The following is a 21,239-nucleotide window of genomic DNA, read 5'->3' as shown; positions in this document are numbered from 1 at the left end:
TCGTCTCCCACTGTCAACCAACCGGACTGCTTGAATTACGGTGGCAGTGCACTCGATGATCTCGACCACTATCGATCACCAGAAGTCTTGTCATTTAAGTGTACTGTCACCGTAATCCCCGTGGTCGGTCACCAGGAGCGTCAACACCCCATCCGCCCTCGTCTGCTTAGACAGGGCTTCGAGCGCCGCCCGCAATTCAGGCAGCATACCGATCTTCAACAGCTTGCCGGTTGTCCGTAGCGTCTTATGGGGGCGCCACAGCTTCCGTCGCTGTTGATGTGCTGCTGTCCGATCTCATGCACGTCATGGCGCCGCGCGGCGATGTTCAGCCTCGGGCATCTTGGCCGGTCTTTGGACCTGCCTTGGGCCGAGAGGCCGCTGGCTGGCGCCCGCTGGCCATCTGGCCACGCTCGCCACGGTGCAAAATGCGGCCCGGGCCGTCAAATCGGCCCACAGCCAAAGCAAATCGTCGGGCTACCCAATCACGCTAGGTTGTGAAATCGTAATCGCTCGCGAGACTAGGGGGCCCGTAAAATGCCGACTGCGACTGCGGACTTTTCATTCAGAATCTCTTTCAAAAGAGGTCAAGGCAATCCAAGACGCATCTTTGACGCCGCCAGCGAACTGATCGGCGGGTTCGAACAATTGGACGAAGCGGTTGCCGGAACGGTCGATGTCAGATTGCAGCCGACCATGGTGCTGGAGGATATCAAGGCCGGATCAATTCGCGTTCTGCTCAGCAGCCTTTTGAAGCACATCGATGATGAGGGTTTGAAGCAAGGCGAAATCAAAAAGGCGATAGGTCCGGCTTTGGTGAAGGCCAAGTACGCCGCGATACAATGGCTCGATAAAGACAAGGAAACAGCAGCTACTGCGGCCATCGAACTGCGCGATGATCTACGCAAGCTAGCTTCCACGAGTGACCTGCGACGCCTAGGTGACTATCCTCCCATACATGAAGCAAAATTGGTAGCGGCGCTCGACGCCTTGCAAGACGGCAAACGACTATTGACGGGACCCAAAGATCAACTGTTGCTGGAAGCTCCCGGGATCAAGCCTTACAAAGTTGACCTGTCCCAAACTTGGGACCCGGCCGAAATCATTCCGTTTGAAAAGACGTTCACTGAAAAGCACAGCGACGGCGAAATAATCCTGACGATCCGCAAGCCAGACATGGTCGGAAATTCAAAGTGGCAGTTTTCGAGAGGCAAGTTTCCAGTCTTTGCAAAGATCACTGATGAAGATTGGTTGCGCGACTTTCACGAACGGAGAGTGAAAGGCTTGCATTCGGGTGACGCGATGCGATGCAATGTCAAGTTCACCTACGTCTTCGATGACAAAGGAAATATGATCGAAGAGTATATAGAGATCACCAAGGTGCTTGAGATTATTGAAGTGATAGGCGGCGAACAGTTTTCTATTGGGATTTAGTCAGAGCACGACCGTCAGAAGAACCTCGCGTGGCGGCTTGCTAATTGCAACTAAAGTCGAACTATTACTTCAGGTTGATTTCCTTGGTGAGGTCTAGTAGCTCTTCAGCAAGGCTTACAGGCAGATTCGTTATTGCGCATCGCAATATAAGATTCAAGGTCCGGCTACGATGGCTTCCGGGCACTCGAATAATGCAACTGGTCGAAATGATACGAATGTACATGGGACCGCAAAGGAGTGCCTGTAAGCCGCTTTTCTCCAAGGTGGAAATTGAGCGTTTTAGCAAAGCTTAAGGCTGCGACTACCCTGCACGATCTCGCTGCCATTTTGGGCTACCAGCCAAAAGCCCTTGCCTATCTGATCTACAAACTCCCACCATCCGCCCGATACGTACAATTTTCGGTGCCAAAAAAGAGCGGTGGCGTCAGGGTCATCAGCGCCCCGGAGGATCGGCTCAAGCGGCTTCAGCGCCACCTTTCAAAAGTACTATATCAATGCAGGGAAGAGATCGAGACCACGTCGCCGAAAAGAAGCTCCCTCTCTCACGGCTTTCGCAAAGCGCATTCGATAATCACCAACGCAAGGCCACACATCAAACGGCGTTATGTTCTCAATCTGGATATCGAGGATTTCTTTCCGTCGTTCAATTTCGGCCGCGTTCGCGGCTTTTTTGTTCACAACAATGACTTTAAACTTCATCCAAATGTCGCGACCATCATCGCGCAGATTGCTTGCCACAACAACGAGCTTCCCCAGGGCGCTCCGACATCTCCAATAATTTCAGACTTGATAGCCCACCTATTGGACGTTCGCTTAGTGCAGCTTGCGAAAGCTAATACTTGCTCGTACTCGCGTTATGCCGATGACATAACCTTTTCGACGAACCTGAAGATTTTTCCCGCTGACCTTGCTTCCCAATCACTGACAGCCCCATCGCAATGGGAATTGGGTGCTCCGTTGGTAAAGGCCATACAACGCGCGGGCTTCACTCCCAACCCAGCCAAGACGCGGATGCAGTCGAAAACTAACCGTCAATCCGTCACCGGATTAACGGTCAACAGAAAGGTGAACATCGAAGCTCAATACTACCGACGACTGCGCTCGATGGCCCATGCTGTTTTTGCCTCCGGCTCCTACTTTAGCCCGGGCGCGTCGCCGACAACGTCCCTGAACCTCATCAGCGGAATGATGACGCACGTCTTTCACGTGAAGCGCACGGTTGCTCGCGCGCGCATCACCGACATACCGGACGAAAAGAAAGACACCGGCGTCCGAAAACTCTACAGAACCTTCTTGTTCTTCAAATACTTCGTCGCGCTAAACCGGCCTTTGCTTGTCTGCGAAGGGAAGACTGACAATGTTTTTCTTAGACTAGCCATTCGCTCGTTGTTCCCGCTCTATCCGGCGTTCGGATCTCCGGCCGGCAAGACATTCAGCTACAAAATAAGTTTCTTCAACCACTCCAAGACTGCGAACGAAGTGATGAAGCTTGGCGGTGGCGTCGGCGGGATGCAACTATTGATACAAGACTATAAGAAATACCTGAAACATTTCACATACCTGCCGCTCTTGCATCCAGTCATTCTGCTGGTTGATAACGACACCACCAGCATATTTGACTCCGTCAAGAAAGCGTTCGGCGTGACTATTACGCTCACAAGCGCTGCACCTTTCTACCATCTCGGCCACAATCTTTACTTAGTGAAGACGCCAGAGCTCGGAGCAAAAGGCACGTCGTGCATTGAAAGCTTTTTTGACCCTTCAGTTCTCAAAGTCCCGGTTGATGGAAAGACTTTTAATCCAGCACCAGAAATTGATACGACCAAGGAATTCGGGAAGGTCGTGCTTGCCGAAAAGGTCGTTCGACCTAACGCGGCCACAATCGACTTTTCACTGTTTGGAAAAATCCTGGACCGCATTTCCGCTGTACTGAACCACTATAAGCCACCGACTCCTGCTGCTCCTGCCCCACCTCCTACAGCTTCGGCGCCTGCCCTTGCCACGACCACATAGGTACTTCCGAAAAGAAGTGCGCGCGGATCGGCTCGGCGTCGGTCAGATCAGGGCTAGACGGCAATTTGACATTGGATCTAGACTTAGGTTTGCGCTCGTCGTCGTTACGACTGTGCATGATCGTGCTCCTGCTGAAAATATTGTTTATCTCCTGTGTTGTTTCAGTTTTTTTAGACTCACGATTCAGGCTTCAGTTTCTGCAATGATGAGCGCTTGTCTGGCGGCAGCGATCACTGCAGGCCCCTTCGGAGAATGATGCCCCTCCGAAGGGGTGCTTTTTGTAATCAAGTCAGATTGGCCTCGCTCTGTTGTTGCCTCGGTTTCATGGCTGCCGCTCCCATCGCGATCGATCGAGCAGACCGGCGTTTATGGCGCGTCCATCGCGGCGCCCCAGCATTGCCAGCCGCGCGAGAGCGCATCTCGGTTCGCCATAAAAGGAAAAACGCTAAGCCACTTTAGTACGCACCAAGTCCGGGTTAGCCATCGCAACCACTTGAAACGGCATATCGATTGCAGAACTGCCGGGCCCACCAAGAAGATCAGTGATGCCGGGCCGATCTGAAATGCGCGGCTCAGGCCGAATGGCTGCTTTGCCGCACCGTTCCGCGAGGTCGCGTTTGGACCAGCAGCAGCCTCTGGCCAGCGAAAGATGACCTCAGCTGGTGCAGCAGCACATCCCACCGAATGATTTGACCAGCGCTCAGGATGGAGACAAGCCCCAAGGCCATCAGCAGCATGCCAAGCCAAGTCCAGACCCACCCGTCATCGACCGCCTCGGCTGTGGCAAGTGCGAGCGGCATCGCCGCAGCGGCAACGACCTCACCGGCGACCGGCGTCGCCGACAGGAGTGCCTCAACGTCGACCTGGCGCAGCGCGATCGCGTCAGCCGTGAGCCGGTCGCGTTTGGAAAGGGGGGCCGGCGACGCGCTTGTTGCGATCCCGGTGGCGAGGACGGGACTGGCATCAACCACCTGCGCGGGCACGGACGGGCCCGGCTGGGACGTATCCGCAGGTGCGGAGCGCGGCAGCTCCGCGCGCGCATCCCCCACCGCCTTCCGCTCGCGCGCCGCGGTCTTGTTCTCTTCGGCCGTGGCGACACGATGTTTGGTGGCGCGTTGCTGAACCAGCTTCTTCACCGTCTCTGTTCCTTCGGCGACCTGGAACCAGCATCTGCGCTGGCCTTCCACCCGATAGACCCAGTGCAGGCCATCGGCGGTCGACTTGCCGGGCCGCGTCAAGCACTCCGATTCCGCGGAAGCGCGCGCAGGGGCTGTGGCGGGACCAGCATTGAAGAGTTCGGAAAGGGAGGCCGAAAACGCGGATGATGTCGACAGACCCGCAAGAAGCGCAAAAGCCGTGTAACAAAATCGCAAATGACCGGACATGAAAAACCCCGGTGTTGCGCCCCCTGCCGGACGTCAGTTTTGGCCGTGACCTAGGTCGCAATGCGACTTAAATCCGGCAATGCAGTGGATTCATTTTGGCGGCCGGCGAGATGCAGGCGACCTGGCCGTCAGCTCGATTGTCCATTTTCGTCATCCCCTCAAGCTCGCACTTTCAAGCATCGGCGCACGCAAAGTTGCAAAGGACACCAAGACCAAAGGGCGAAGCGTGTCCGGCCTAGCTGCAGCGAAGCGAACGCGAAGACGGACTGTTCACGACCTTCGGCTCGGCAAGCCAACGCAACGAACTCCGAGCGAAGCCAGCGAAGGCTGTCACGCCGAAACCCGCAGGGCGAAGGCAAGCACGGCAGCGGCTGCATGAAGCAGCTAAGCGCCGCTCACGGACCGGTTTGCCGCGGGCGAGGCAAATCTGACTCAGCTGCTGAACGCGAAGCGGAAGCAGCGCTGTCTCACAGGGCGTCACGATCGCCTAACGAACGTGTGACCCGGCACCAGTAAGCCACTTCACATCCAAAAAGCCTGAGCGTCGGCTAAATCGGCGAACGTATTCTTGTGTCTTTGAACCACTCTCCTCGGGGGTGACGAATGTTTGGACGAAATTATTTTGGTGAGCCCATGAGCATCGATCGCGCAGCCAGCCGCAATGATTTTTCGACCATCTCCAATGCTGGACGCGCGCGATCAAGAGTCACGAAAGGATTGATTTTCTCCTTGTGTCTGGTCGTCAACTTCATCGCGATGACCGGCGCTGCATCGGCTCATGTGAAGTGGTTCGTGCCATGCGCCGTCTCCGACGATCCGCTGCCCGTCCAGGCGGTATTGACGACGACATTCTTTCTGTTCCTGGCGCTGTTCCTTGTGTTGTTCTATCTCGCCTGCGCGGCCGAGCAGACCAGGTTCAGCGCCATGGTCTCGAAATTTCTGGATCAATTGACCGAGCCTCTGCGCCGTCGCGCCGACGACCTTTTGCGTGCGGCGGCTGCGGTGTTCTTTGCGTTGCTGTGGGCTCATGGCGGTCTCATCCTCACCCCGGAACTCGAGGCAAACAGTTTCTGGCTCTCGGCCATTCAGTTGCTGATCCCGCTTTTCCTGGGCGCGCGGGCCACGCTTCCGGCAGCAGGGGCGGGCATCGTGCTGCTCTATGTCTATGGTGCCGCCAGCTATGGACTGTTCCACATGCTGGACTACCCGGTCTTTCCGGGGCTCGGGGTCTGGTTCGCGCTGTCCTCGTCGCGCAATGCCAAGCTGCTTGCTTTTCGATCTGATTTCCTGCGCTGGACCGTCGCGCTGTCCCTGTTATGGCCGGCGATGGAGAAATTCGTGTACCCGGCCTGGGTCGCGCCGATCGCGATCGCTCATCCGGAGCTGACGCTGGGCTTCGATGTCCCGACTGTCGTGACCGCCGCAGGGGTCGTGGAATTCGGCCTGGCCTTCGCGCTGTTCTGGACACCGCTGGTCCGGCGTTTCGCCGCCCTCGCTTTGGTGATGGTGTTGACCGCCGCAACGCTGGATTTCGGCAAGGTGGACGGCATCGGTCATTTGATGATGATCGCCATACTTTTCGCGGTATTCGCCGATCGGGACGACAGGCCCGTCCGGTATCGTCCCGCGCTCGCACCGCTTGTCGGCAGCATGGCTTTGCCGGCCACGCTCCTTCTCTATACCGGCGCTCACACGCTCTCCTTCACATCCTTGACCAGCCCGATCGCGCCGCTCGCGGGCGGCACGGCTTTGCTGCTCCTCGTCTTCCTTTGCCTGCGCCGGTTCGCGGAAGGTCCGGGCAACACATGCCACGAGAGCGCGCAGGATCTCGTGCGCCAAATTCCGTCCGAAGTCCCGCACCAAGTCTCGCTGCGCGCAAGCATCCTGGCAGCGTCTTCGGACGCCGCGCCCGAAGTCGCGGTCGGCGGTGTCGCTCTGACGGCCGTCGTGTTGATCGCGTTCCTAGGCCTGCGCGGCCACGAGCTGCAAGCTCCACCCTCGGCCGCAAGCGCGCCATCTCGGCAGCAGCACTCAGACATGAGCACCCTTGGCGTGACCCGGACGACCTAGCCGAGGTTATAAAGTCTGACGCGGGATGACGGCCGGTTTGCAGATTCGCACGAATTCGTCCGCCGCCCGCATGCGATGCCGCGGATGTGACCGGCCGTGCAAGGTGTCGCGGATTGCGAGGGCGTGAACCAAATCTCACTTTGACTCGTGCTTGTTGGTCCATCGGAGAAATTGCCATGCGGTCGGGTCTGGTTCTCTGCCTTTTGATTGTCCTGTGCGCATCTGCCAGCGCCGCCACGGCAGCCCAGGTGCATCGGCACCATGCAACTGTTCACTCCGCGCGTGGGGGGACAGCGGGCTCCGCTGCGGCCTGGGCCTATTCACCGGCACGGCCGGCCCGAGCTGAGCCGGACCCGTACTACAATGAGCGACCGGAACCAGGTCATAATCCGTTTGCGGGATGGGGTGGTTAGCACCGGCGTGATTGCCGTGTCGCAGTCGCCCCAGCCAGCGATGCCAATGCGTCGCTGCAGAATCTCGCGCCGACGCGCATCACCCTGGCCAAGGTCACTTGGCTAACCCCGTCATCCCCGGTGGACCTCTCCACTCACCCGGCACCGCAATAACCGCACTCGCTATCCATTGAGTGCACTATCACCGTAATCCGCGTCGGACGAACGCGAGCGCTGACGGCAGCGCGTGCGGAGCTTGCGCTGCGAAGCTTGGCTCCCGAACGCCCGACAATTCGCGGTCGCCGATATCGACTGCGGCTGCGTTGTGCTAGACAGCGCCATTGCCTGTATCCCCTGGAGGGGAGCACATGTCGACGGCGATTTCGGTCCTTGGCGGTGTTGGCCTGTTCCTGCTGGGCATGAGCGTCATGACCGCCGGCCTCAAGGGACTGGCCGGATCGGGATTGCGGATGGTGCTGAGCAAGGCGGCGGCGACCTCGCTGTCCGGTGCGTTCTGGGGCGCCGTCGTTACGCTGATCGTGCAATCTTCCAGCGCCACCACAATGACCACCATCGGTTTGGTGAGCGCGGGCGTGCTGACTTTTCCGCAAGGGCTGGCGCTCGTCTTCGGCGCCAATGTCGGCACGACGGGAACCGGCTGGCTCGTGGCGCTCATCGGGGTGCGCGTCTCGCTCACTGCCGCTGCATTGCCGATGATCTTCGTCGGCGCCCTCATCAAATTGCTGGGCCGCGGGCGTGTGTCCGCAGCAGGCGCGGCGCTGGCCGGATTCGCGCTTGTGCTTTTTGGACTGACGACCCTGCAGCAGGGCATGGGAGGACTGGCCGAACGGTTGCACCCGGCCGATCTGCCGGCCGTTCTCGGCACGACCTGGTGGTCGGGCCTGTATGGCGTGCTGGCGCTGGTCGTTGCCGGACTGGTGATGACGGCCGTGATGCAATCATCGACGGCAGCCATCGCGGTCACGCTGTCCGCATATCATGCGGGAGCCGTCGGACTGGATCAGGCCTGCGCGCTGATCATCGGGCAGAACATCGGAACAGCGACCAGCTCCGCCATGGCAGCGATCGGCGCGAGCAGCACCGCCAAGCGACTGGCCCTCGCCTACATCCTGTTCAAGCTGATCGCAGCCGTGATCGCCCTGGTGCTGTTTCCGGTCACGCTTGCCCTTCTGGTCCGCGCTTCAGACACGATCGACGGCGTGACGCTGCTTGCCGCCTATCACACCGCCTACAATTTCGTCGGCGTCATGGTGCTGCTGCCAATGATCGATGGGTTTACGCGACTGGTTGAGCGCCTCCTTCCCGAACGCGGCTCACCGCTCACGCGGTGCCTCGATCCAGTGGCGCTGGCGACACCGATTGCGACCGAGGAAGCCGTACGGCGGACCGTGGCGCGCGCCCTTGGAACGATGTGCGGATCACTCGCGCGGGCTCTCGCTGCGGGGCATCAGGGTGCACCCGCCCGCGCCAGAAACGGCCTCTCCGTTGCAGCGGCAGCCGATGCGCTGCGCCAGGCCCAGGAGTTCATGTCGGCCGTGAGTGGCCCGCCCGAATCGGAGGATGAGCAGGAGCGGCTCACGCGCACATTGCATGCGCTCGATCACGCCTCTCGCCTCGCCGAAACCGTGGGTGAAGCCGAACTCGGCACGCCCGACGGGGAGCCCGAGGATATCCGTGCCACTGAGTTGTGCGCGCAGGCCATGCGTGGCGCAGCGACACTCGCCGCGGAGGTCGCCGGCGGGCCGCCAGACGGCGCGAAGGAGCCGGTCGATGCGGAGCAAGATCTGCCCGCAACGGAAGCGTCGACCACGCAAACCCTCGCGCTCCTGGAAGCCTGCGCGAAGGCCCTTGGCGAACTGCGGACAAGCCATCGCAGTGCGACGCTCGGCTCGGTGGCGAGCAAAGGGTTGAGCGCAGACGAGGCAATCGCCCGGGTCGAAGCCGTACGCCGCCTCGAGGCGCTCGCGTATCACGCATGGCGTTCCGCGACGCATCTGGTCGGTCGCGGCGCATAGCGAGCCGTTCATGCGCCGGCTTCCGCGGCGACGACACTCAATCGTTCGGACGGCGGTGTGCCGGTGCCCAAAGCCTTTAGGGACGTCCTCCTACCTCATCCGGGTTATTGCATTGCCGGAGACGCCGCCGTAGCCTCGCCGGGCCAGAGGGCTTATCGATGGACCAGCATCGGACAGCATTGGTTCTGTTTGCATTCGCCGTGGCCACCGCCATCGTGGTTGCAGCCGCAGTCACGATGGACAAGGTCAACACCCGTACGGCGAGCAACGACGCGCTACCCGGTACGATCGGCCTCGCTAAACCGCATCAGCCGCTGGACCGCGCGCCCGGCGAGCCGCTGCAGAAGCGCTAGACCGGGCACCAGTAACGCGAGGCCGGCGCCGAAGCGCCGGCGCGCCTCGCGGCGCTATTGGGCGGACAGACCGACCGTTGTCGGCGTCTTCACGACCGGCGGCGGATTCCATTTTCCGGTCAGCGCATCCGATTTCGGGCTGTAGAGTCGCATCGTCAGGTTGAAGGCGCCCTTCGGCGCCGGCAGCCAATTGGCTTCCTTGTCCTTGCCAGGGCTTTCGTTCTGGAAGTAGAGATCGAGCGATCCATCCGCATTGTATTTGAACGGCATCCAGCTGCTGACCGCAAAGCGGTTGAGCACATTGCCGACCTGGAATCCTTCCGGATCGTAAAGGGTGATCGACCAGAAGGCGTTGACCGGCGGGGCTGCGCCCTTGTCGAAGGTGATGGTGTACTTGCTTGCGCCATCGAGCGGCTTGCCGGATTCGTCGCCGAGGTTGAGGGGATAGATGGCGTCCTCGGGCAGATTGGCGCCGAGCCCCACTTGCGAGACGATCGCCCGCTTCAGATAGTAATTGCCATAGACGCCCATGGTGTCGGTGTTCATCGACCAGCCATTGGCGACCCGCGCCAGTGTCGGCACTTTCCAAGCCATCAGTTTCTGGCCGTCCTGCGGAGCGGTTTCCAGCGCGCGTTGCAACACCGGATCGAGCTTGCCGATGTCAAACGCCTTGCCCGGCTCGATGCCGATCTTCTTCATCTGGGCAATGATCGGTTCGTCCGTGACGTGCGGTGGGTGAAGCTTGAGCAATTCCGCGGCGTAGGCGAAATACACGCCGGCCGACATGGTATCGACCTGGATCTTGGGCGGCGTCTTCATGTCGACACTCGGGTCCGGCTTGAATTCGACCGGCTTTGGCGTCTTGCCGTAGTCGGAGAGAAGCGCGACCTTGTAGCCGGCCTGGACTTTGTGGACGGCATCATAGTCCTGCGGACCATCGGTCTTGGTGCGGCCGATGATCCAGACGTAAGGCGTCGGCGCGTCGATACGCTGGGTATCCGCCGGAAGCTTGAGTTCTTCGGCGAACCGCTCGCGCAGATCGGGCCGCCAGCCCGGGGGCGTTATCAGGAACGTCCCGGCCTTGGTCCCGGTGGTCCGCCAGCCGGGCGACGCAAAGACGTCGGTCCACATGTCGAGCATCGGCAGCAGATAATAGCGCCCGTCCGTATCCGGTGCCGTGATGACGACCGGCTCCTTGGTCATGTCCAGCCACGCGCTGGAATACAAGGTGTCGAAATTGGATCGAACGACCCCCTTGAAATCCGCGGGTGGATATTCGGGGACGTTGCTGAACATGTTCATCGGCCCCTTCGCCATCTCCTTGCCGGGCGCGACGTTGGTGAACTGCTTCCGGGAGACGTCCATCGATAGCAGCGAGTAGAAATAGACATAGGCGTCGACCGCGATCGCATGCGCCTCCTGCTCGGTGATTGCAGCCGCGGCGCTTTGCGCGAGCGCCGCGGGCGCAGTCAGAGCGCCAATGCAGAGTGATAGAGTCAGCGTCAGAATACCTCGATTCATGTCGAACCCTCTCGTGCTCATATGCGTGCTGCTACGTTCAGTTGTAGACTCGATCCGCCTTGCTTCGTTGCCGTGCGCCGACTGCGGGCATCCTTCGATGCCCGCAGATCAGTGGTGCCGAACTAGTCGCTTGCCTTGCCACGGGCATACTGGATGATCCGCCGCTCGTCGCTCGACACCTGCGTCGGTCCAAGCTTGAACGTCAGCTTGTCGATCTTGCCGGTGAACTGGAACGGCAGCTTGTAGCTGTCATCCACGCCCGTGCGGGTATCGACGCCGACGTCAAAGGACTCGTCGATCGCCATGATGAACGAGATCGAGTGCGGGATCGACTGGCGGGAAACCTCCTTGCCGTCGACCGACAATACGCCGGCGCCGCCCTTGCCATAGCCGGGCCCGTCATATCTAAAATCGAACGCGATGGTGTGCTTGCCCGGCTTGAGCGAGGAGCCGAGCCAGTCCCGCGCACCCACGCCCGATTCCCAGCGGTATCGTTTCAAATCCAGCATGTTGTAGACGAAGACCGGCTTGCCCTTCAGCAGATAGAGCCCGTAGCCGCTGAAGCGACCACCGAGCGTCACGATCATGCCTTCGGCGCCGCCCTGCGGGACGGTGATATCGGCGGTGATCCTGTAGTCCCTGTTCATGATGTTGGGTGCGTTGCCGTCGGGGATGCCGGGATTGATGCCTGTGTATGTGAATTCGGTTCGCCCCGCGGTCGCACTCGGACGCGCCGTCGTCAGACGCGGCAGGACCGAATTATCCAGCGGCAAGACCTGGTATTTCGCCGCTTCGCTCAGAAACAGCGTCTGAAGCTCCTTCAGCTTGTCGGGATTGCTGGCTGCGAGGTCTTTGGATTGCGAGAAATCCTCGGCGATGTTGTAAAGCTCCCATTTGTAATTGGTGACATCAGGCAGCTTCGCCGTTCCCAATAGCCATGGCGGCGCGGGCGGCGTCGTGCATGCATACCAACCGTCGTGGTAGATGCCGCGGTTCGCGAACATCTCGAAGTATTGCGTGTCGCGCTTTGACGGCGCGTTGGCGTTGGCCTGGTCGAACGTATAGGCCATGCTCACGCCCTCAATGGGCTTTTGTGCGATTCCATTCACCGTCGCGGGCGCCGTAATGCCCGTGGCTTCCAGGATCGTCGGCACGATATCGATGATGTGGTGGAATTGGGATCGAATGCCACCGACGTCCTTGATGTGGCCAGGCCACGAGATCGCCATGCCTTGCCTGGTGCCGCCGAAATGCGATGCCACCTGCTTGGTCCATTTGAACGGCGTATCGAAGGCCCATGACCATGCCACCGACATATGCGGATAGGTCTTGTCGGAGCCCCAATTCTCGTAGTGCAGCATCAGCTCGGCTTCGGGCAGTTTCAGAACGCCGTTATAGGCGGTCATCTGGTTAGGGGTGCCCTCGAGCGTGCCTTCCGCGCTGGTGCCGTTGTCGCCGCTGATGTAGATGATCAGCGTGTTGTCGAGCTTGCCCATGTCCTCGACCGCCTGGATGACGCGGCCGATCTCATTGTCGGTATAGGCCGCGTAGGCGGCAAACACCTCGGCTTCGCGCGCATAGAGCTTCTTCTGGATGATTGAGAGCGAGTCCCACTTCGGCAGGGTATCCGGCCAAGAGGTGAGCTCCGTGTTTGCGGGGACAACCCCGAGGCGCTTCTGGTTGGCGAAGATCTGCTCGCGCAGCTTCTCCCAACCCATGTCGAATTTGCCCTTGAACTTCTCGATCCATTCCTTTTTCGGCTGGTGCGGCGAATGGGTTCCGCCAGGCACGTAATAGACGAAGAACGGCTTGTCAGGGGCTGCCGCGTTCAGCCCGTTCATGTAGTTGATGGCCTCGTCGGCCATGTCGGTGATGAGGTTGTAGCCGGTCTTCCCGATCCAGGGGTAAACCTGAGTCGTGTTGCGAAACAGGTAGGGGGTCCACTGATCGGTTTCGCCGCCCATGAAGCCGTAGAAATATTCGAATCCCATGCCGACCGGCCATTGGTCGAATGGCCCGGCGGCGCTGTACAGATAGGTTGGCGTGTTGTGATTCTTCCCGAACCAGGACGTGGCAAATCCGTTGTCCCGCAGGATGGTCCCGATCGTGGCACTCTCCTGGCCAATGACGGAGTTGTAACCGGGATATCCGGTCGACATTTCGCCGATCACGCCATATCCGACCGAATGGTGGTTGCGTCCGGTGATCAGCGCCGCCCGCGTCGGTGAGCAGAGCGCCGTGGAGTGAAACTGCGTATAGCGCAGGCCGGCCTTGGCGACGCGGTCCATCGCCGGGGTCGGAACGACGCCTCCGAAAGTACCGGACACACCATAACCCTGGTCGTCGGTCATGATCAGCAACACGTTCGGGGCGCCTTTGGGTGGCACGACAGAGGGTGGCCAGTAAGGTTTTGAGTCTTTGGCCTCTTCGTTGATCACGCCGCCGAACTTTGGAGGCTCGGGGGGAAGCTGCTTGCCATCGAGCGTCATCGTGGCGCTGGGCGTCCCCGGTGTGCCGGTGATCTGCTGCGCCGCCGCTGGCGCGAGAAGACCCGGCGAAGCGATGAGCAATGTCGCAAGGCCGGTGGCCAACAGTAATTTCTGCTTCGGTCGCCAGCTACTCCGTTCATCGTTCATGGCGCTTCTCCCGTTTGATGCAGCGCAATCCAACGTGACTGGTCGAGGTATCAACCGGCTCGGCATGGCGTGCCGCCGGCCGGTAGCGGCGACAATGTCCGACCTGAAACGTGAGCCAATGCTGGATGAACCAGCAGCGGGACGCATTCGTTGACCTAAATCAAGCGAGCGCTGATTGGCGAAACGCTCCCGCTTCCGAGCGAGAGACGTGCAATATCGGCTGCAGCTAGCGCCGCACGGCGTCTGCAGTCTCAAAAACGCGCGATGGAATCTAACGAGATCGGCTTGTAGTCTAAGAGCACTTCAAAAGAGTGATGCTTCAGCTATCTCCGCGAGCGTCACCTTAGCGCAATCAGAGAATGAGGGCCAGCCATGGTCATTATTCTGTGCCTCTACCTCGTTGCGCTCTGGCTCGTATTCTCGAAACTCAGACTCGTGCGGTGGGGCTGGGTGTCGGGACAATCTCGCTGTTGATCGGCGGGTTCATTCTCGCGACATTTCTTGCGCTTTTTAATTATCTCGCACCGTCGGGCCGGGTGACGGTGATCGGCCGCGTCGTGGAGGTGACGCCGAACGTGACGGGACAAATTGTCGCAACCCCGGTTAAGCCGAACGTGCCGGTGAAGAAGGACGACGTGCTGTTTCAGATCGATCTGAGGCAGGAATGCTTACGTGCCGTGATGGGTCGCAAGGCAGAGAGACGGCGTTGTGGCGCAGGCTTGCCGCACCCTTTATAAAAGCTGATGTGCATCGCTTCCCGGGCGATTCCGGGTTCTTCTATTCTTCGGAGTTGGGGGCCTATGGCGCATCGCAATGTGGTCGCTTCCGTTCATCTGGTTGCTGGCGGTCTTCTCCTTACCGCATCGTTCTTGGCCGGCAGCGGGTCTCATACCGACCTGATGATATCCGCCGCGCAAGCCGCGGAAGAAACGCCCAAGGATGAACTCGCTGCACAGATCCGCATCCAGGGTTTTGCCTGTGATCAACCGCTCCGCGCGACAAGAGATGCGAAGCGCTCCAGGCCCGATCATGCCGTATGGGTGCTGAAATGCAGCAACGCGACCTACAGGGTCGGCCGCGCTCCAGATATGGCAGCGAACGTGCAGCGGTTGAAATAGTGGACGCCTGCGCGGTCGTGACGCGCTTCCCCTTGAGCCCTGATCGAGCGCTCGACGCAGTGCGTTTGGCCAGCTGGCACAATTTGCACATCGGCGGCAGAACGGATCGAAGCTCTTTCTCGAGAGCCGTAGCTGTTTGCGAGTCTGGCGTGCCCCCAGGGCAACACGACGACGAGATTTCGCGGTTCACCAGTTTAAGGCGAGACATTCACAATCTCGCTGGCATAGTGTCGTGAACGGACAATGGGGGAGCACATGACGCGCTGCATACCCGAACGCAAGTCTGGTCGCCGGTTGATCTGTGCGGTCATCGGCACAATCATGGTGATGTCCGCAACCTTATCCGACGCCGCGTACGGCGACGAAAGCGGCGTTTCGTATTGGCTCCCCGGACGTTTCAGCAGTCTTGCCGCAACGCCGCAGGTGCCGGGATGGTCGATGGCCGAGGTTTACTATCACACCTCGGTATCGGCGTTCGGTGCCGCGGCCGCGTCGAGGGAAATTCAGATCGGCCGATTTCCGGCGGCCGTGAACGTCAACCTGAATCTGCATCTGAACGCGCAGGCCGATCTGGTGCTGCTCAATCCCACCTACACTTTCGCGACGCCGGTACTGGGCGGACAATTGGCTGTTGGCATGACCGGCCTGTTCGGGCGATCGGCCGCCGACCTCAACGGGACGCTGACGACGGGGTTCGGACCAATCGCAATTACGCGAACGGGGAGCATCGGCGACTCCATCACCTCGGTGGGCGACCTCTATCCGCAAGTGACGCTGAAATGGAATCAGGGCGTCCATAACTTCATGACCTACGCGACGGGCGATATTCCCGTCGGGGCCTACGACCCGAACCGCCTGGCCAATCTCGGCATCGGCCACGGCGCCATCGATGGCGGCGGCGGCTACACCTATCTCAACCCGCAGGCTGGACACGAGTTTTCGGCGGTCGCGGGCTTCACCTACAATTTCAAGAATCCGGACACGCAGTACCGGAGCGGCGTCGACTTCCATGTCGATTGGGGTGCCTCCCAGTTTCTCTCGAAGCAGCTCTTTGTCGGCCTCGTCGGATATGCGTACCAGCAGGTCACCGACGATTCCGGTCAGAACCCCATCCTCGGCGGATTCCGCTCACGTGTCGTCGGCGTCGGCCCGCAGATCGGATTTCTGTTTCCGGTTGGCGACATGCAGGGCTATCTCAATCTGAAAGGCTACGGCGAATTCGCCGCGGAAAACCGGCCGGCAGGCTGGAATACTTGGCTGACGTTCTCGATCTCACCGATGGCGCCTACCAGTACCGTGACGCCAACACGACGGATCGTGACGAAATAGCAGGCCGTGGCCCCCGCAAGGGCAGCTAAATTCGAGACCTCAATCACCGGTGCGCGAGAGCTGCGGAGCAACGTTCCGGCTCGCCTTCTCGTTGCGCTGGCAGCGAATTGCGATGACAGCGCACTCAATGCGAGGTTCGAAAGCCCGTCAATGACGTGCACTGTCCCCTCGACACCTGCGAGCTCCGCTTCAGCATATCATCGGGTCATCGCCGTGGTCGCAAACGCCATCCGGTTGATCCGAGGGCACTGGCGCGAACGCGTGGTGGGCTGGCGCCGCGATCGACCGGTCGCCCGCGATGCGAGGGATGGTCGACCCCACGCTCTGTTCGGTTTGTCGATCGCCGGCGCGGCTCTCGCGCGCCTGCAGCGGCGGCGTAAAGATTGCGGTGACGACCAGTCCGGCCAACAAGGCCTTGGATAGGACTGACCCGATCAATTTTCTGAATGTCGTCATCGTGGCAGCTCCTTTCGATTGGGGTGATCCCTCGCGATACGAGAGATCCGATCCACTATCCTAAACGCGCCCGCCACGCGGCCTGTTACCACATGAAGAAAAGTTTAGTTGGCCGAGAACCGGATATGTCCAATTCGCACGAGACGTCCGAGCTTCTGGTCGACGGAAGCGTGCCGGTGCTGGTGGTGCCGAAGCCGGCTTAGGTGTAGGGCTTATCCCACGCTGCTCGGTTGTTCCACCGAACGCCCTCCTACAATGCGCCAGTTGACCGCCCTCTCGCGGCAGGAGAATTTCATGACGAGTGAAAAAGGCCCGAACATCAAGAAGAAGCAAAAATGCAAAAACTGTGAGGGCAAGGGTTTGGTCAAGAAGGGCGACAAGGTGGTGAAGTGTCAGCGGTGCAAAGGCACGGGCGTGCGCTGAGTTTATTTCCGACCAACGAGGCCGGCGCCGGCCGGAGCCACGGCGTCACCGATGCGCTTCAGCGTATTGGCGTTGCGCAACGTGCCGACGCCTTTCAGGCGTCCCGCGCCCAACGCCGAAAGCAAACGCGATCGCGCCGGATCGCCGGTGAAATGGATCCAGAGATCGCCACCGGCGACGGCAATTCGTTCATCGCTGATGTAACGTGCCAGGGCGTTTTCGCCGCCTTTCGGGATCGGATTGCGCATCACGCGAACGGCGACCCTTTGCGGATCGGCGGCCGCTTCGTCACGAAACGGGTTCGCGCGCAGTAGGCGCCGCCACGCATCGGCATTGCGGACGATGATCGCGACGTGCTTGCCGAACCGCGCGTTGAAGGCCGCTTCGAGATTGTGCTCCAGCCCGGAAATCGACGCCTGGCCGCTCTCAAACGTCAGATTTCCCGTCGCGCCGATGGTCCGGGGGTCATGGAGGCCGAGGCCTTGCGCCATGGCACGCAGTTCGGCCATCGCCAGTCGCCGGCCAAGCGGGAGCACCACGCTGTAGAGCAGCGCCACGTAGGTCGTCATGGTTGGATGGCTCTCGCTTTCGAGATTGCCAGGAGCCGCCTCGGATCTCTCCGGTCGAGCAGAAGCGTCTCCGTCGTCGCGTCATGAAGTCCGAAAGACATTGATGATTGCCGCACCCTTGTTAACCAAACGTCAATTTTCGATCGTCCCGGCGCTCGGCATGCTGCGAACCGGGCGCGGTTTATTAACGACGCAGAGCGAATTGCCTTCTGTGGAGAAGGCCGTCTTTGATAAATTGCGGATACAAGCCCAGACCACGCACCCAACAGGCCGCTTCCCTTGGACGGTGAATTCAGGCGCGAGCCGTTCCTGGTCGTGATCGACCAGCTCACCGGCAAGGAGAGATGAGATGCAGGTCAGATCCGCACTTCAGATCAATTTGCATCCGCTGGACGTGCGCCATGCGGTCCACACACTTCCGCATCAGATCGACGTGTGGGGCGATCAGGTCGATCGTATCGTCTTCACGGTCGACACCAAACAGAGCAAGAGCGGTCGCTACACCGGCAACGCTTACGAGGAGAGCCGCGGCCGCCTGTTTTCCCTGCTTGAGGCCATCGCGCGGAAGTCGCCGAAGGCGGAAATCTCCGAGGTCGACTATTCGCCGGCGGCGCTCGAGTCCGTGCGGCAGCGCTATTTCTCGACAAGCCGTGCCTACCCGGAGAAGGCCTTCGATGGCGGGCCGTTCCACGCCTATTTCTACGGCCTCTCGAAGGCTGACGCGGACTATGTGGTGCACATGGACAGCGACATGCTGTTCGGCGGCGGCAGCCAGACCTGGCTGGAGGAGGCGATCGGCTGGTTGAAGGCGACGCCGGATGGCCTGTTCGCCGGGCCACTTCCCGGTCCGCCCCGCGCTGACGGCACGCTCGCCGATTTGCACGGCGCGTTTCCGGGATTGACCGGCATCCAACCGCCCGAGCGTCTGGCCGCCGACTACCCGGCTTACCGCTTTCGTACCGTGAGCACGCGCATCTTCGTTCTCGATCAAGCCAAGTTCGATGCATCGATCGGGGCGCTGGAGCTGGTGCGCCCGAATCTCAAGCGGCGAATCCGCGCAAAACTGTTTCACCAGTCGCCGCTGACGATGCCGGCGGAGGAGATCTTCTCCGCGGCCATGATGCGCAAGGGACTTTCCCGCATCGACCTTCTCGGTTCGGGCGCCGGGCTCTACTCGCTCCATCCGCCGTATCGCACCGAGACATTCTATCGGGAATTGCCGCACTTGATCGCACGCATCGTGGCCGGCGCGATACCGGAAGCCCAGCGCGGCGAGTATGATGTCAATTCAAGCATGTTCGACTGGACCGAGGCACTTCGGCAGAAGACCGTCGGTCGCCGCCTTGTCCGCGCCGCACGCACGCTGCTGTCGAGCTAGGCGGTTCTCGCATCATCACCGTGGCGCGGTCGCCGCCGCCGGGCGCCAGCCCCGATATTTCGGATGCTCCTTGCCGATCGGCAGCGCCACCGCCGTGCCGGTCTCCGCGGCGTGATAGAGCGCCGTGATCAGCTCCAGCGAACGCCGCGCGTCCCTGAGCGTCACCGGAAACGGCCCGTTGGTCTCGAGCGCCTGATGATAGGCCGTCATCAAGCCTTCGAAGCGCGACGGCACGAACGTGAAGCCATCCAGCGCCTTTGCTATACGCGCCTCAGCTTCCGGGGAAGTGGAGATGATCTGCCAGGGATCGTCGCCGGGGGCATAGGGCGCGAGCGAGCTCTCGAAGGTGACGTGCTCGAAGCACAGCCGGAGGCGGCTGATCTCCTTCGCCGACCCCAGCGTCGCGGCCAGCGAGGCCAGCGCGCCGCTTTCCATCACGAGGCTCGCGACCGCGCAGTCCTCGACCTCGATGTCGTTCACGCGCGTGGCGGTGCGCGCAAACACCGAAGCGATGTCGCCCATCAGCCAGGTCAGGATGTCGTGGGCGTGGATAGCGTGGGTGAGCAACGCGCCGCCCAGTTCGGTCTCGAAGCGGCCGCGCCACGGCACCGAATAATATTTGGCGCCGCGCAACCAGGCGGTCTCGATGGTCGCCAGATACGGCTTGCCGGCAAGGCCGAGCTCGATGATGCGCCGCGCCTTCTGCAGGCCGTTGCCGAAACGATACTGGAACACCGGCATGATGCGCCCGCGCGAATTGGCCTCGGCGGCGGTGAGCTGGTCGACCTCGTGCAGTGAGCCGACCAGCGGCTTTTCGCAGATCACATGCTTGCCGGCGGCGAGCGCCGCCATGACTTGCGGAAAGTGCAGCGTCGGCGGCGTGCAGATGTCGACGATATCGATGTCGTCCATCGCCAGAACCTCGTCGAACGAGGTGGTCCGGCGCGGCACAGAGAATTCATCGCCGACGGTGGTGAGGCGCTCTTGGCTGAGATCGCAGATCACCTGCAGATCAAACCGGTCGCGCAAGCGCGCATAGCCCTCCTCGATGTGGCTGCGACCGATGCCAAGGCCGATAACGGCAACTGTCCTGGGCTTCGACATGCTCTCAAACCCTTCCTTCCGCCATCGCCTGCGCGGTGAGCGCCAGCTCCATCGCCTTGAAGCAGCGCGCCTGCGGGATCGCGGTCTCGGTGCGATCGCGTACGTCGGCGATGAGCTGGCGGCCATAGGGCAATTCGACGTTGGAACAGTCGATGCGGTGGACACCCTTGCGGTCGACCATGATGAGATGGTCGATGCCGCCCTGGCCTGCGACGTCGATGTATTTGCGCAGCTCCATGTAGCCCTCGGTGCCGAGAATGGTGATCCGGCCGTCGCCCCAATTGGGCAGGCCATCGGGGGTGAACCAGTCGACGCGGACGTAGCCGGTGACATCACCGGTCCGCAGCAGCATTTCGCCGAAATCCTGCAATTCTGGCCGGTCGGGATTGGCGCGGTTGGCGACGGTCGCGCTGACGACTTTTGCATCGAGCGCATCGGCGAAAAACAGGAACTGCTCGCACTGATGCGAGGCGATGTCGGTCAGGACGCCGCCGGTGCGTTCGCGCGAATAGAACCAGTCGGGCCGCGGCAGGTTCTTCAGTTTGTGCGGGCCGAGCCCGACGGTGTTGATGACCTTGCCGATGGCGCCGGCCGCGATCAGCTCGCCGGCTTTCACGGTGCAGCGGGTCTCGAAATGCTCGGAGTAGCACACCGAATAGATCCGCCCGGTCTCGGCCTGGACCCGGCGCACCTCGGCCAGTTGCTCCAGCGAGGTCATGCCCGGCTTGTCGCTCATATAGTCCTTGCCGTGGCGCATCACCTCGATGCCGAGCGGAGCGCGGTCGGCGGGGATGCCGGACGAGAGAATCAGCGCGATGGTTTTGTCCTCGAGCAATCGCGCCCGCTCGGCCACGCGCGGCGCTTGCGGATATTTCGCTGCGAAAGCCTGGGCCAGATCGTCCTCGACGGCATGAAAGCCGACCAGCTCCGCGCCGGCGCGCAGCAGGCAGTCGACCTGGCCATAGATGTGGGCGTGATTGATGCCGATCGCGGCGAAACGCAGTTTGCTCATGACTTTTTTTCCT

The 21,239-nt window shown here is 60.8% G+C and carries 18 protein-coding genes and 1 pseudogene; 11 read left to right on the top strand and 8 right to left on the bottom strand.

The features are described from left to right. Positions 1 to 534 precede the first annotated feature (534 nt). Complete coding sequence (locus NLM32_RS11625; protein WP_254129111.1) at positions 535 to 1,431, top strand: hypothetical protein; 897 nt, start codon at positions 535 to 537, stop codon at positions 1,429 to 1,431. 237 nt (positions 1,432 to 1,668) lie between these two features. Beyond that, complete coding sequence (locus NLM32_RS11620) at positions 1,669 to 3,444, top strand: retron Ec67 family RNA-directed DNA polymerase/endonuclease (protein WP_254129110.1); 1,776 nt, start codon at positions 1,669 to 1,671, stop codon at positions 3,442 to 3,444. 572 nt (positions 3,445 to 4,016) lie between these two features. On the opposite strand, the gene NLM32_RS11615 is transcribed toward NLM32_RS11620, so the two are convergent. Continuing rightward, positions 4,017 to 4,829 (bottom strand): hypothetical protein, encoded by an 813-nt coding sequence (locus NLM32_RS11615; protein WP_254129109.1) that lies wholly within the window; start codon positions 4,827 to 4,829, stop codon positions 4,017 to 4,019. A gap of 633 nt (positions 4,830 to 5,462) precedes the next feature. Here NLM32_RS11615 and NLM32_RS11610 point away from each other — a divergent pair. The 3 genes from NLM32_RS11610 to NLM32_RS11600 all read left to right on the top strand — a co-directional run bounded on the left by NLM32_RS11610 (position 5,463) and on the right by NLM32_RS11600 (position 9,680). Further along, on the top strand, positions 5,463 to 6,899 hold the full coding sequence (locus NLM32_RS11610) for a hypothetical protein (protein ID WP_254129108.1): 1,437 nt from the start codon (positions 5,463 to 5,465) through the stop codon (positions 6,897 to 6,899). A 760-nt stretch (positions 6,900 to 7,659) separates the two neighbouring features. Next, on the top strand, positions 7,660 to 9,327 hold the full coding sequence (locus NLM32_RS11605) for a Na/Pi cotransporter family protein (protein WP_254129107.1): 1,668 nt from the start codon (positions 7,660 to 7,662) through the stop codon (positions 9,325 to 9,327). Positions 9,328 to 9,485: 158 nt separating this feature from the next. Further along, positions 9,486 to 9,680, top strand: a complete 195-nt coding sequence (locus tag NLM32_RS11600; protein ID WP_254129106.1) for a hypothetical protein — start codon at positions 9,486 to 9,488, stop codon at positions 9,678 to 9,680. Positions 9,681 to 9,734: 54 nt separating this feature from the next. On the opposite strand, the gene NLM32_RS11595 is transcribed toward NLM32_RS11600, so the two are convergent. The 3 genes and pseudogenes from NLM32_RS11595 to NLM32_RS11585 all read right to left on the bottom strand — a co-directional run. Then, a complete protein-coding gene (locus NLM32_RS11595) occupies positions 9,735 to 11,201 on the bottom strand; it encodes a DUF1254 domain-containing protein (RefSeq protein WP_254129105.1) in 1,467 nt (488 codons plus the stop codon). A 122-nt stretch (positions 11,202 to 11,323) separates the two neighbouring features. Beyond that, entirely contained in the window at positions 11,324 to 13,837 is a 2,514-nt protein-coding gene (locus NLM32_RS11590; RefSeq protein WP_254129104.1) for an arylsulfatase, read from the bottom strand. After that, positions 13,827 to 13,934: pseudogene (locus NLM32_RS11585) on the bottom strand (formylglycine-generating enzyme family protein); the annotation flags it as partial. The gene NLM32_RS11590 and the pseudogene NLM32_RS11585, both read right to left, overlap by 11 nt. Positions 13,935 to 14,277: 343 nt before the next feature. On the opposite strand from NLM32_RS11585, the gene NLM32_RS11580 reads away from it, so the two are divergent. The 3 genes from NLM32_RS11580 (at position 14,278) to NLM32_RS11570 (ending at position 16,284) form a co-directional block, all read left to right on the top strand. Further along, positions 14,278 to 14,574, top strand: coding sequence for a biotin/lipoyl-binding protein (locus tag NLM32_RS11580; RefSeq protein WP_254129103.1), 297 nt, complete (start codon positions 14,278 to 14,280; stop codon positions 14,572 to 14,574). Between the two features lie 63 nt (positions 14,575 to 14,637). Continuing rightward, positions 14,638 to 14,955 (top strand): hypothetical protein, encoded by a 318-nt coding sequence (locus NLM32_RS11575; protein ID WP_254129102.1) that lies wholly within the window; start codon positions 14,638 to 14,640, stop codon positions 14,953 to 14,955. A gap of 327 nt (positions 14,956 to 15,282) precedes the next feature. Then, positions 15,283 to 16,284 carry a transporter gene (locus NLM32_RS11570; protein WP_254129101.1) on the top strand — a complete coding sequence of 334 codons (1,002 nt, stop codon included), beginning with the start codon at positions 15,283 to 15,285 and terminating at the stop codon, positions 16,282 to 16,284. Between the two features lie 189 nt (positions 16,285 to 16,473). On the opposite strand, the gene NLM32_RS11565 is transcribed toward NLM32_RS11570, so the two are convergent. Continuing rightward, entirely contained in the window at positions 16,474 to 16,740 is a 267-nt protein-coding gene (locus tag NLM32_RS11565) for a hypothetical protein (RefSeq protein ID WP_254129100.1), read from the bottom strand. A gap of 294 nt (positions 16,741 to 17,034) precedes the next feature. On the opposite strand from NLM32_RS11565, the gene NLM32_RS45800 reads away from it, so the two are divergent. After that, positions 17,035 to 17,163, top strand: coding sequence for a hypothetical protein (locus tag NLM32_RS45800; RefSeq protein WP_256561183.1), 129 nt, complete (start codon positions 17,035 to 17,037; stop codon positions 17,161 to 17,163). Positions 17,164 to 17,165: 2 nt separating this feature from the next. Here NLM32_RS45800 and NLM32_RS11560 read toward each other — a convergent pair whose 3' ends face one another. Continuing rightward, on the bottom strand, positions 17,166 to 17,720 hold the full coding sequence (locus NLM32_RS11560) for a DUF1697 domain-containing protein (protein WP_375143554.1): 555 nt from the start codon (positions 17,718 to 17,720) through the stop codon (positions 17,166 to 17,168). Between the two features lie 115 nt (positions 17,721 to 17,835). Between NLM32_RS11560 and NLM32_RS11555 the strand changes: the two genes are divergently transcribed. Both NLM32_RS11555 and NLM32_RS11550 read left to right on the top strand, forming a co-directional pair. Next, positions 17,836 to 18,051, top strand: coding sequence for a hypothetical protein (locus NLM32_RS11555; protein ID WP_254129098.1), 216 nt, complete (start codon positions 17,836 to 17,838; stop codon positions 18,049 to 18,051). 30 nt (positions 18,052 to 18,081) lie between these two features. Then, complete coding sequence (locus tag NLM32_RS11550; protein ID WP_254129097.1) at positions 18,082 to 19,110, top strand: glycosyltransferase family 2 protein; 1,029 nt, start codon at positions 18,082 to 18,084, stop codon at positions 19,108 to 19,110. A 15-nt stretch (positions 19,111 to 19,125) separates the two neighbouring features. Here NLM32_RS11550 and NLM32_RS11545 read toward each other — a convergent pair whose 3' ends face one another. Beyond that, complete coding sequence (locus NLM32_RS11545; protein WP_254129096.1) at positions 19,126 to 20,214, bottom strand: Gfo/Idh/MocA family protein; 1,089 nt, start codon at positions 20,212 to 20,214, stop codon at positions 19,126 to 19,128. 4 nt (positions 20,215 to 20,218) lie between these two features. Then, positions 20,219 to 21,226: a Gfo/Idh/MocA family protein gene (locus tag NLM32_RS11540; RefSeq protein ID WP_254129095.1), complete on the bottom strand. Its 1,008-nt coding sequence runs from the start codon at positions 21,224 to 21,226 to the stop codon at positions 20,219 to 20,221. Between the last annotated feature and the right edge of the window lie 13 nt (positions 21,227 to 21,239).

The organism is Bradyrhizobium sp. CCGUVB14 (assembly GCF_024199935.1).
Taxonomy (GTDB): domain Bacteria; phylum Pseudomonadota; class Alphaproteobacteria; order Rhizobiales; family Xanthobacteraceae; genus Bradyrhizobium.
The sequence above is the reverse complement of the archived record's forward strand: the minus strand, read 5'-3'. Positions and strand labels throughout refer to the sequence as shown.